This window comes from Streptococcus danieliae (genome assembly GCF_013415245.1).
In the GTDB taxonomy this organism is placed as follows: Bacteria; Bacillota; Bacilli; order Lactobacillales; family Streptococcaceae; genus Streptococcus; species Streptococcus danieliae_A.
The window spans coordinates 1-10,999 of record NZ_JACBXX010000211.1 but is presented as its reverse complement, the minus strand read 5'-3'; the positions used below and the strand labels follow the sequence as shown (position 1 = coordinate 10,999).

Here is a 10,999-nt window from a genome sequence, read left to right as displayed (position 1 = left end):
CTCACTTGTTGTAAGACTTGCCCTCGCTTGATTTCGTTATTGATTGTTTGAGGAGCTCTTCCAAGTAGGCGAGCAATTTCTCGATTGGATTTTCCTTCTTTGTTCCATCGTTCAATGTAGCGACGATCATTAATTGTCAAATGTTTTCCTTTTGTTGTATAATTGTTTTGCATCTCTGTGCCCTTCCTTTTGTTTGTGGTGAACAACAAGTATAGCACGGAGGTGTTTTCTTATACCTTACAAAAGGATTTCATTTGACAACAGGGACTTTTGAAGCTGTTTTGAGGGCTAAACCAAGGCTATCATTAGCCTTGGCCAATTAGCCTAACAGCTCCAAACCTATTATCAAATGAAATCAGACAACTCATCAGAATGAGTTGTAGTACTTATCTAGCAGATAGGATGGGTGGCTAACTTCATTTTAAAATTTTTGATATTGTACTCACTATTTATAGATTGTAAAATTCTACCCACTACAGTTGACAAAGAGCCTTTAAAAAGAGGCCCGGCTAAAAAACCGGACCTACTTATTTTTGGATATATACGAAGACCTTGTCCCCTTAATCACTATTGTGGCCTCTCACTGTCGATAGACGACTTTGGAGGTCCTTATACTCATTTAATTTCAAATTTTGACGTTGTCAATCCTCCTTGATGAACCTAAGTTCTACCTTCGTCGGCTTTCCTAGTCAATTCTTTGAAATTATTCGAGTATTCTAATTTTGATTTTAATTAGGTATTACATCATACCACCCATCATTCCTGGATCCATGGCTGGACCAACTGGAGCTTGAGGTTCTGGTTTGTTGGCTACAACAGCTTCGGTTGTCAAGATTAGACTAGCAACGCTAGCAGCATTTTGAAGAGCTGAGCGGGTTACCTTAACAGGGTCGATGATTCCTGTTTCAATCATATCCACCCATTCGCCGCTAGCAGCGTTAAAGCCTTGGCCTGCTTCTGCTTGTTTCAAGCGATCAATAATAATAGAACCTTCATAACCAGCATTGAGAGCAATCTGACGCACAGGCTCTTCCAGTGCACGCAGAACAATATTGCGACCAGTCTCTTCATCTGCAGTTAATTCCAAGGCAGCAACTGCAGGAATCACATTCACCAAGGCAGTTCCACCGCCGGCAACAATTCCTTCTTCCACTGCTGCACGTGTTGCGTTCAAGGCATCTTCAATGCGCAGTTTCATTTCTTTCAATTCAGTCTCTGTTGCAGCACCAACCTTGATCACTGCAACACCACCGGCCAATTTAGCCAAACGTTCTTGCAATTTTTCACGATCGAAGTCAGAATTTGTAGTTTCAATTTGAGACTTAATGACACCAACACGGTTGCTGATGGCAGCTGAATCACCAGCTCCTTCAACGATTGTTGTCGAGTCTTTATCAACAACTACCTTGGCTGCTTGACCGAGAGCCTCGACTGTCGCATCTTTCAATTCAAGACCCAAATCGTCTGTGATAACCGTTGCACCAGTCAAGATGGCAATATCTTCCAACATCGCTTTCCGACGATCACCAAAACCAGGAGCTTTAACAGCTACTACATTAAAGGTTCCACGAATCTTATTCAAAACAAGGGTTGGCAAAGCCTCTCCATCAACATCATCCGCGATGATCAAAAGTGGACGGTTGGTTTGTAGGATACTTTCCAACAGTGGCAAAATTTCTTGGATATTAGAGATCTTCTTGTCTGTCACCAGGATAAATGGATTATCCAATTCTGCGACCATCTTCTCGTTGTCTGTAACCATGTATTGAGAGAGGTAACCGCGGTCGAACTGCATTCCCTCAACCACTTCTAATTCAGTTTCCATTCCACGAGATTCTTCGATGGTAATAACGCCATCTTTACCAACACGTTCCATGGCCTCTGAAATGTATTCTCCAACCTTCTCACTCCGAGAAGAAACAGCTGCAACCTGTGCAATGGCTTCCTTATTGGAAACAGGTACAGAATTGTCTTTCAAAGCTGCAACCGCTGCTGCTGTTGCAGCTTCAATACCACGACGGATACCGATTGGGTTCGCACCAGCTGTCACGTTTTTGATTCCTTCTCTAACAATCGCTTGCGTCAAAAGGGTTGCCGTGGTTGTTCCATCACCGGCAATGTCATTGGTTTTAGAAGCTACTTCTGAAACCAGTTTAGCACCCATATTTTCAAAGGGATCTTCCAACTCGATTTCCTTAGCAATGGTTACCCCATCATTCGTGATTAGGGGAGAACCGAAGGCTTTTTCTAAAACAACATTCCGGCCTTTAGGTCCCAAGGTTACCTTAACCGTATCCGCCAACATATCTACGCCACGCACCATAGCGCTACGAGCATCTGATGAAAATTGAATCTCTTTTGCCATTTTTTACTCCTTACTCAACAATTGCTAGAATATCAGACTCACGAATGAGGAGGAAGTCTTCATCCCCATCTTTAACAGAAATACCAGCATGACCTTCAAAAAGAATGGTTTGTCCAGCTACAACAGATAGTTCAATTAACTCACCATTAAGGGCACGGAGTCCTTCTCCAACGGCTACAACTTCTGCTGTTTTGGTAGCTGATTGGCTATTTGACGCCAAGACAAAACCAGACACAGACTGCTCTTTTTCAATGACTTTCACAACAACTTTATCTGCTAAGGGTTTTAACATAGATTTTCCTCCAACTATTTAGCACTCGACTCTTATGACTGCTAATTCTGTTTCTATTGTATCATTTAGTCAACAATAGTCAAGAAAAAAACTTGCCTCCGTTACAAAGTTTTTTACAGGATAAATCCCCCATCAAAAAGGCAAATCCTCACCCTCCTCACTAACCATCTCAAACTGTTCCTGTTTCCGACGTTGTTCCCGCAACAAGCGCTGTTCCTTGGTTTCTAGCAATTGAAAATCACTACAAAGGACCTCCGATAAATAGTGCATTTGCCCATCTTTTTCATAACGACGGGTACGAAGTTCCCCTTCCACTCCAATCAAACTTCCCTTGCAGGCATAGCTCGTAATATACTCAGCCAAGCGTCCCCAGGCAACAATCGAGATAAAATCAGATTCCCGCTCACCCGACTGATCTCGGTAACGCCGCTTGACGGCTAATTTAGAACGTGTCACACTCCGATTTGAGGGGGTCTTCTGAAGCTCAGGAGTCCCTGTTAAACGACCGATTAGAAAAATACGATTCATCTTTTTTCCCTCCTACCTGTTTATTCGGAAACAAACCTAAAAAAGAGTCTGGGAGAGAAACCCAAACTCCATTATTTTCATGCTTCGGTCAACTTTCTTTCTAAATCCAGGATTACCTTTTGCAGGTTCAGTCGTCCCCTATAGATGCCATACCCAAAAAGGAGCATCCCCAAGAAACCGAATAGCGTGAGCAAAGAACTCACAACTGTGATTAGCTGGTTCCTTCCAACGAAAAAGTAAAGAAAGATTAAACCAACACTGGCAAGAGTGAAGAAAAGACTGAACCAGCGACCAAGATTCTCAATCATGTGCTTTTGGTAAGTGATTTCCTGCTCATAGCCTTGTATCAATTCTTGTTCAGTCATGTCGCTTCCCTCTTTCTAGTATTGCAAGCCTGGGTTGAAGAAACCAAGCAGTACACCAACAAAAGCAAGCAGAACCAAAAGCAACATCACTTTGATTGGCGACAAGTTCTTTTTAGACATCAACCACCAACAAAAGACAATGAACAGGGCAGTTAAGAGGCCAGGATACACACCGTCCAACTGGTCCTGAAGGACTAAGTAGGCTTGGCCAGAACTATCGGTCAATTGGAAGGCAGTTTTTACCGGTACCCATGTGGCAGCGACAGCTCCAATCACCATGCCTCCAATAATGGAAACTGATTTGCGGATGGCTTGTCCGGTTGGCCCCACCAAAAATTCAACTGCCTTATCCCCTAGCTCATAGCCTTTGAAATAAGCAAATTTCATTCCAAAATACGCAAGTAGATTCCACACAATAATGTAGAAAATTGCTCCGAGAGGTGAGCCGCCATTTGATAAACCAAGGGCAATCCCGAGGATAATCGGAATCAAGGTCCCCACAATCAAGGAATCCCCGATACCTGCCACGGGTCCCATCAAACCGGCTCTCAGACCGTTAATGGTTTCATCATCCACACCATCGGCCCCATTGGCACGCGCCTCCTCTAGCCCTGCCGTAATCCCCACAATCAAGGAACCCAGTTGTGGTTCTGTGTTGAAAAAGGCCGTATAGGTTCGCATCGCTTTGGCCTGATCTTCTTTGTTAGCATAAAGCTCCTCTACAACCGGTAGCATCGATGCTAGGTAACCAAAGGTTTGCATATGTTCCTGGGAGAAACAGGTTAAATTTCCATAGTACCAGTGATGGAAAGATTTTCCTAAGGTTTTTTTACTGAGTTTTACCATCTTAGATATCCTCCTCGTCATCGTCGTCATAGCTAGCTGTAGCAGCCACGGCTCCTCTTGCATTTTTAGCCATTTGAATCTCATAGAACAAAACGGCAAAAATCAGCGAAATAACGGCAGATGCTACTAAATTCAAACCTAAAGAAGCTGCTAATGTAAAACCGACAAAAAATGGAATGAAATCCGTCACTTTTTCAACAATCTGTTTTAAAAGGATGGCGATCCCCACACAAGGTAAGAGCGAACCTACTGTAAACAAGGTTTTCATCGGAATACCATCCAAAGGCAAAACTGTTTTCAGAGCTGTAACGGCATCTGCCCCCAACTTACACAAAATCAGGGTTGGCAAGAAAGAGAAGACAAAATGGGAAATCCACGGAAAGCCCCAATCCACTGCGTACAAGCGCTTGAAGTCGCCTTTTTCTACAGCCTTCCAACCAAGGTGCTGCCACAGCAAGTTCATGGTTGCTGTACCATAGAACAAGACAGTTCCGACAGTTCCAACCAGAGTTCCCATCGATTTGGCTAAATTAGCCGCTTCAGCAGAATCGACTGCCAAACCTTGAGACCGAATCGCCACCATGGCTAGGGGAATACCAATATAAGAAATTGCCAGATACGGTTCCGCCAGGCGTTACCAGGGCAATATAGACCAGCTGCATAGCCACACCACAAATAATTCCTAACTTCAAATCGCCTAAGATTAACCCTGAAACAAGTCCTCCAACAAGCGGACGTCCCAAAGTATAGTTCCCAAAGGATGTCCCTCCTAATCCGGGAACAGATGAGAGACAGGCAAATAGACCTAATAAGGCTGCTTGTAACCATGAAATTGTCATCATAAAACCTCCTTATGAACTACAGCTTCTTAAAATCCAAATTTTTCTTTGAAATCATCCCAATAACCAATTGAAACATCCGGTAGTAACTGAAATTTCACCTTGTAGCCAGCTGCTTGAATAGCCTCAAAGGCTTCTGCCTCCTCTTGGATAATGGATTGATTATTTCCCAGTTTAATAGCACCTGGACGGTCATTGGCTGGTCCGACAATAATCTCTGTGACATCATCGGGCACAAAGCCCTGATCGACTAAAATCTCCTTCATATCGAGTGGATTCTTGGTAATTAAAAAATAACGACTATCCGAATCTCGGACTTTCTGGGACTTCTGTTTCCAGGCCTCTAGATCCCAAACAAAGGTTTTCTTATCCGATGCTGCTTTATAGGCCTGTTTTAAAACGGCATTTCCTGCTGCAGCATTATTCACAGCCACTAATCCATCACAGGGATACTCCTTGGCCCAGCGGGTTACGGTTTGGCCATGAATCATCCGATCATCAATTCGTACAAATGTAACTGCCATATTTTTCTCCTTTTTCCGTTATTGACGCTCATTCCTTAAATGAGGTCCTCATCCTCATCCAACACCGTTACTTCAAACTCTTTTAGGGCTGCAGCAGCCTCTGTCAGAATAGCCTGGGCTAGGTTCTTGCCCTCCAAGCTATCTTTCAGCACCAGTCCCGTTAGTCCCATCGTCAGGTTTAACCCTCCCAATACAAGAGCTGTCTGCAATTGCCCCCGCTCCTCAAGGACCTTACAAACCGTTGTCAGTGGACTTCCACCAACAAGATCCCCAAGAACCAAGGTACTATCAGCAGCTCCTACTATTTCAAGTTCTTGTCTGACACGTCGGGCAAAGTTGTCGACAGACTCCCCGTCTTGTAAAGCGAGGGCAAGCACTTCCCCCATCTTGTCGCTGGCAAACATGTTCAAGGAGCTTTTTACACCTTCTGCCAAACCACCATGGCTGACCAAAATTAGATACTTCATCTTCACACCTCCTTCAAATTTCACTCTTATTTTACTTTATTTGAAATCGCTTTCATATTGGCGAATGTCATTTTGACTTCCTGACAATTGATAGGTTCGATATGACAGATGTCATATTAAAAAAAAGCGAGGTCAGAACCTACATTAAACACCAATGGATTCTGACCTCACATCAATTCATTCACATAATCGCCTTAGCTCTATTCTTCAGCCCTCAAGGTTAACTCAAGCTCTCTTTGTAAACGGGGTAATTGACTATCCACTTCACCCGATTTGATAATTCCGTCCACCCTATAATGAATCCGCTCTAGGAGTTCCTGCTCAAGATCCTGACTCAGATCAAGGACGGAATGTTCCATCATGTAATCCAATTTTTCAGGAGAGATCGCATGACTCCCAAATACATTAGCTTGTAAAACTTTCTGAGACTCGGGACTGGTGACCACCGCTTTGAGCGACGAGGTTCCCTGGGATTTTGTAAACAACTCTTGTTGGGTCTCCTGGTCTGCACACAGCAGGGTCATGAATTCCCAAACCTCAGCTGCATAGGCTGTTTTCGCAGACATGGCCAAAAGGGAGGTTTTGATCTGGGTCCCCTGGTCTACCCCTGATGCCCCAGGCATGGGTACACAGGTCCAGGCAAAAGTCGAATACTTAGCCACATGATAGGGATAGGGTTTGTAAGTCCGATACTGGGCTAAGCTCATGGGAAAAAAGGCAACCTTGCCTTGGTCAAAGTCCGTTGACGAAACACGATAGTTTTGGTTTAAGGCTTCCAATTGGCTCATAAATTTTAAAGCTTGGTGCATTTCCGGGCTATCCAAATTCAGCCCTGTTTGACTTTTAAGCTGTCCACCATAAGCCACCAGGGCTTGTTGCCAACTGTAATCTGTAATGCCAAATTGGTCGATAATCCCATCGCCATTGGTGTCCTTGGTCAGTTTTTGGCAGAGTCTGTACAAATCCTCTAAGGTCCAAGCCGTTTCAGGGATAGCCAGACCTTCTTGTTCCAATAAATCCTGATTGACACACATCATGATGGGATTACTTTCCAAAGGAAGTGCAAAGCTCTGCCCCTTATAAAGACCTGACTGATAAGCTACCGGATAATACAGGGCCTCTGCCTCCTTCCCTTGAAAGCCGTCCAAAGGCTTGAAAGCACCTGCACGCGCTAGGGAACTAAAGCGCGACTCCGGAACCAGGAATACATCCGGCTGCTCCCCCAAAAGAATCTTTTCAGACAACCAATCTTCATAGTCCTCTTTGGGAATTCCACTCTCGTATTCGACACGGATGTCCGGATGAGCTTTTTCAAATCGTTCAATCGCTTGATCTAAGACCCTATTTTCTCGGCTATTGGGAACATCCCAGCTACTCACTGCATAAACCCCTAGCCGTAAGACCTTCTTTTGAAAGAATAGGCTAAAACAAGCTCCAAGCAGCAAAAGCAAGCACCCACTCAGGAGGATCCCTTTGAGCACCTTCATTGATCCCTCTCCTTCAACAGCTTTCTCTGGGTTAGGCCCGTTTGAACAGCCCAGATTGCCAGTTGGGTCCGATCCCGCAGACTCAATTTCGCTAAAATACCAGAAATATAATTCCGAACCGTTCCTTCTGAAAGAAACAAGTGGGCGGCAATCTCTTTATTGGACTCCCCAAAGCCAATTTGCTGAATAATCTTCCATTCCGTCAGACTCAATTCCTCGGTCCAATCCTCTTGGATTGCAATCGTAAAATTAGCTTGCACCATCTGGGAAAATAACTGCACAACCTTGCTGGCAATATCCGGGTTGATCATGGCTCCTCCCTGGTTCACCGTTTGGATGGCTCTGTACAATTCCTCTGTGGAAACACCTTTAAGCAGATAGCCAGAAGCACCATACTTTAAGGCCGAGAAAATAAACTCATCATCATCGAAGGTCGTTAAGATAATAATTTTAATGTGGGGAAAGCGCTCCTTGATCTCCTTGGTACAAAGCACGCCATCCATAACCGGCATCCGAATATCCATCAAAATCACATCTGGATGTAGCTGGGGGATTTTCTCCAAGACCTCTTGACCATCCGCCACCACTCCGACGACATCTATATCTGCATGACTCGCTAAAACAATCTGCAGAGACTCTCGAATCAAGGCTTGGTCATCTGCAATCAAGACTTTAATCATATTCTCCTCCCATTCTTGGAATGGTGACATAGGTATAAAAACCATTCCGATTCTCAAAATGAACACGACCGCCAATAATCGCCAGACGTTCCTCCATCTGCCTTAACCCGTAGCCATAGTACAACTCTTCAAACCCCACCCCATCATCCTGAATGATCATCACATAATCCTGGCGTTCCAGCAATTCAATCCGAATGGAGCGGGCATGCCCATGCCGAACGGCATTGGTAATCGACTCCTGGATAATCCGAAAGACGATATCTTCCTTGGCAATATCCAGATCAATACGATCCCACTGAAAATCGAGAACGATTTCAATATTAGACAGCGCCTCGTATTCACGAATCGTTTTCAGCAGCGCTTCTTTCAAGCTGTGGTGTTCCAAATCTCCCGGCCGCATTTTATGAAGGGAAGCCCGTACATCGCGGATACCATCCCTAACAACCACCGAGATATTGTCCAACTGCTCCTTTGCACGAATCCGATCCCGATCCACCAAAACCCTCACCGCATCCAGTCCAGCTGAAATTCCAGTTAGGGCATGGCCCAAAGTGTCATGAATTTCCCGCGCAATCCGCTTCCGCTCCCGATCCTCAGCTATTTTCTCGGAGAGAGTTAGGTAGCTGTTTAACTCACGGTTAGCCTGGGCAGCCAGTCGCAGCTCCTCTTCAATCTTTTGTTTTTCTTGAATGGTTTCTAAAATGGAAAAAATCAAGGATAAAATAAAAACAAGGAGATTGATCGAAAATAGGAAATTCTTGCCAAAAAGTAAAAGAACTTGCAGCGAGGGCGGGCAAAAACGAATATAGGTCCCCAGTGAGGGAGAGGCCACAAAGAGCGATAAAAGATTGTAGTCCGTTAGCAAGAGCAAACTGAGACCCAGCAGGGGTACCCAATACTTCCGATTTTTAAGAGCAGCAAATTCTTTTGAGCCATAAAAAACATCGGCAAACACCACCAAAAACAAGCCATTGTAGGACATGGACAGGGTGAAAAATAAGGCCAGAGTAAGGAAAACCTCCAACATCGTTAAGCGGTCAAAAATGGAAAAGGGCTGGGTCCGCTGTTGGTGGTGATAGAAAATCCCCAGCAAACCAGTGTAAAGAAAGACTGTTGCTAAGAAAACCAGACTTGGTGATTTGGGAACCGCCTCCAACTGACTCAATAGGCTATAGGCAAAGCCCCTAGAAATGGCGTAGTGGGTCGCAAACAGATAGATCGACGCATTGTAGACCACCGCCAGAAAGTTAATCAAAACAAGAGTCCAAAAGCTATAAGCTGTACGTGTATATCCTCGCATTACTGCCATCCTTTTACAGGAAATTCCCTGCGATTCTCCCTAGTCAGCACTTGCACAGGGATTGCATAGTTCGATTCATACTCCTGATGGGAAACCATTTGCTGGATAACTTCTGACACTTTTTGCCCCATCTGAATAGGAGACTGAGCCACTGACCCCTGCAGGGCATTTTTCAAGGGCAAAAGGGCCTTGATATCCGGTGAACCATCGACGCCATAAATGAGCATCTGGCCAGTATAGCGCTGGTCTTCCAGCGCAGCCAGAGCACCGAGAGCCGCCCGATCATTCAATGAAACAACAACATCAAAGGAAGGACCATCCTGCAAAGCAGCAAGCACCTGGGTCATGCTTTCCTCGGTCTGCCCCAAGGTCTCCCGCTCAGCAACCACCTTGTAGGCCGGATACTGCTCAATGGTATCCAAAAATCCCTGGATCCTCTCCCTGGCCGAAAGTGCATTCTGGTGTTTCAAGATGAGAATCTTGGCTTCTGAGACCGTTTTTAACAGATTCTCTGCCAGCAACACCCCAGCTTGGTAATTGTCCGAAACAATGGTCACATCCACCGAAGCCTCGGAACTAATCGGGCTGTCCACCACAATGATTCGGATTCCTGCAGCCTTAGCCCTGTTCAAGGAGGCAAGCACCTGTGGACTATGACTATCAACTGGATTCACGACTAACACATCTACCTGCTGCTCCACAAAAAAATCAATCTGCTGACTTTGCTTACCAGCATCCAACTCAGCATCCCTAACAAAAAACCGACTTGTTTCGACGCCCATCGTCTTTTCAATCTCTGCATTCAAGGTCTTATAAAAATCATTGTTGAGAGTCATATAACTGATGCCGATTTTCAATTGTTTGTCATCCAAGTGCCTCCCTCTTTCAAATAAAAAGACCAAAAATAAGCACACCACCATTGGAAGTAGGAAATAGACAAAGCTTCGTTTGAACATATTCGGATAGCTCCCCTCGTTTGGTAAAACAACTAGCAATCGACAAAGTGACAGACCAGCCTTTTGATTTTCAAAGCGCAGATAACCTATAAATCCATTTTTCTACCATTATACTACAATTTTCACTATAAGAATATGTAGAGCAAAATAAAAGGGAGTGGGACAGAACTAATTTTTTTCAAAATTAGTTCGTAGTCCCACCCCCGCAAGGTTGATTAGGTCAGGTTCGGAGTCCTCTCGGCGAGTCAGGAATTGACTCGCTGAGCCTATGATATGGACGAACATGAAATGTTCGCTATCAAGCGAACGATTGGAGTTTGCTTCGCAAAAAAGATTTGGTACTCTCTAAC

Annotated in this window: 12 protein-coding genes and 1 pseudogene; all 13 read right to left on the bottom strand. The window is 44.6% G+C overall.

All coding sequences use genetic code 11. The annotated features are described in order from the left end of the window. The coding region (locus HZY94_RS09360; protein WP_179924846.1) for a helix-turn-helix domain-containing protein at positions 1-173 on the bottom strand (173 nt) is incomplete at its 3' end. Positions 174-739: 566 nt separating this feature from the next. After that, positions 740-2,365 (bottom strand): chaperonin GroEL, encoded by a 1,626-nt coding sequence (gene groL / locus HZY94_RS09355; protein ID WP_179925923.1) that lies wholly within the window; start codon positions 2,363-2,365, stop codon positions 740-742. A 10-nt stretch (positions 2,366-2,375) separates the two neighbouring features. Further along, entirely contained in the window at positions 2,376-2,657 is a 282-nt protein-coding gene (gene groES / locus HZY94_RS09350; RefSeq protein ID WP_179925922.1) for a co-chaperone GroES, read from the bottom strand. Positions 2,658-2,789: 132 nt separating this feature from the next. Next, positions 2,790-3,185: a single-stranded DNA-binding protein gene (locus HZY94_RS09345; protein WP_160333187.1), complete on the bottom strand. Its 396-nt coding sequence runs from the start codon at positions 3,183-3,185 to the stop codon at positions 2,790-2,792. Between the two features lie 77 nt (positions 3,186-3,262). Continuing rightward, positions 3,263-3,550 (bottom strand): DUF202 domain-containing protein, encoded by a 288-nt coding sequence (locus HZY94_RS09340; RefSeq protein ID WP_179925921.1) that lies wholly within the window; start codon positions 3,548-3,550, stop codon positions 3,263-3,265. A 15-nt stretch (positions 3,551-3,565) separates the two neighbouring features. Then, positions 3,566-4,396: a PTS system mannose/fructose/sorbose family transporter subunit IID gene (locus HZY94_RS09335; protein ID WP_179925920.1), complete on the bottom strand. Its 831-nt coding sequence runs from the start codon at positions 4,394-4,396 to the stop codon at positions 3,566-3,568. 1 nt (position 4,397) lies between these two features. Continuing rightward, a pseudogene (locus HZY94_RS09330) lies at positions 4,398-5,235 on the bottom strand (PTS mannose/fructose/sorbose/N-acetylgalactosamine transporter subunit IIC). A gap of 29 nt (positions 5,236-5,264) precedes the next feature. Then, the gene (locus tag HZY94_RS09325; RefSeq protein WP_179925919.1) at positions 5,265-5,759 is read right to left on the bottom strand and encodes a PTS system mannose/fructose/N-acetylgalactosamine-transporter subunit IIB; all 495 of its coding nucleotides are present in this window, start codon (positions 5,757-5,759) and stop codon (positions 5,265-5,267) included. A 35-nt stretch (positions 5,760-5,794) separates the two neighbouring features. After that, a complete protein-coding gene (locus HZY94_RS09320; RefSeq protein ID WP_179925918.1) occupies positions 5,795-6,226 on the bottom strand; it encodes a PTS sugar transporter subunit IIA in 432 nt (143 codons plus the stop codon). Positions 6,227-6,426: 200 nt separating this feature from the next. Beyond that, positions 6,427-7,713: an ABC transporter substrate-binding protein gene (locus tag HZY94_RS09315; protein WP_179925917.1), complete on the bottom strand. Its 1,287-nt coding sequence runs from the start codon at positions 7,711-7,713 to the stop codon at positions 6,427-6,429. Next, a complete protein-coding gene (locus tag HZY94_RS09310; protein WP_179925916.1) occupies positions 7,710-8,393 on the bottom strand; it encodes a response regulator transcription factor in 684 nt (227 codons plus the stop codon). The genes HZY94_RS09315 and HZY94_RS09310 overlap by 4 nt, the downstream gene beginning before the upstream one ends. Continuing rightward, positions 8,386-9,693, bottom strand: a complete 1,308-nt coding sequence (locus tag HZY94_RS09305; RefSeq protein WP_179925915.1) for a sensor histidine kinase — start codon at positions 9,691-9,693, stop codon at positions 8,386-8,388. Before HZY94_RS09305 ends, HZY94_RS09310 begins: the two co-directional genes overlap by 8 nt. Next, the gene (locus tag HZY94_RS09300; protein ID WP_179925914.1) at positions 9,693-10,649 is read right to left on the bottom strand and encodes a substrate-binding domain-containing protein; all 957 of its coding nucleotides are present in this window, start codon (positions 10,647-10,649) and stop codon (positions 9,693-9,695) included. Before HZY94_RS09300 ends, HZY94_RS09305 begins: the two co-directional genes overlap by 1 nt. Positions 10,650-10,999 lie beyond the last annotated feature (350 nt).

What these genes read in the sequence shown, in the direction of transcription:
- HZY94_RS09320 (WP_179925918.1), bottom strand. Translation starts at nt 6,226, where the DNA reads ATGAAGTATCTAATTTTGGTCAGCCATGGTGGTTTGGCAGAAGGTGTA.
- HZY94_RS09300 (WP_179925914.1), bottom strand. Translation starts at nt 10,649, where the DNA reads ATGTTCAAACGAAGCTTTGTCTATTTCCTACTTCCAATGGTGGTGTGC.
- groES (WP_179925922.1), bottom strand. Translation starts at nt 2,657, where the DNA reads ATGTTAAAACCCTTAGCAGATAAAGTTGTTGTGAAAGTCATTGAAAAA.
- HZY94_RS09345 (WP_160333187.1), bottom strand. Translation starts at nt 3,185, where the DNA reads ATGAATCGTATTTTTCTAATCGGTCGTTTAACAGGGACTCCTGAGCTT.
- HZY94_RS09325 (WP_179925919.1), bottom strand. Translation starts at nt 5,759, where the DNA reads ATGGCAGTTACATTTGTACGAATTGATGATCGGATGATTCATGGCCAA.
- groL (WP_179925923.1), bottom strand. Translation starts at nt 2,365, where the DNA reads ATGGCAAAAGAGATTCAATTTTCATCAGATGCTCGTAGCGCTATGGTG.
- HZY94_RS09305 (WP_179925915.1), bottom strand. Translation starts at nt 9,693, where the DNA reads ATGCGAGGATATACACGTACAGCTTATAGCTTTTGGACTCTTGTTTTG.
- HZY94_RS09340 (WP_179925921.1), bottom strand. Translation starts at nt 3,550, where the DNA reads ATGACTGAACAAGAATTGATACAAGGCTATGAGCAGGAAATCACTTAC.
- HZY94_RS09335 (WP_179925920.1), bottom strand. Translation starts at nt 4,396, where the DNA reads ATGGTAAAACTCAGTAAAAAAACCTTAGGAAAATCTTTCCATCACTGG.
- HZY94_RS09310 (WP_179925916.1), bottom strand. Translation starts at nt 8,393, where the DNA reads ATGATTAAAGTCTTGATTGCAGATGACCAAGCCTTGATTCGAGAGTCT.
- HZY94_RS09315 (WP_179925917.1), bottom strand. Translation starts at nt 7,713, where the DNA reads ATGAAGGTGCTCAAAGGGATCCTCCTGAGTGGGTGCTTGCTTTTGCTG.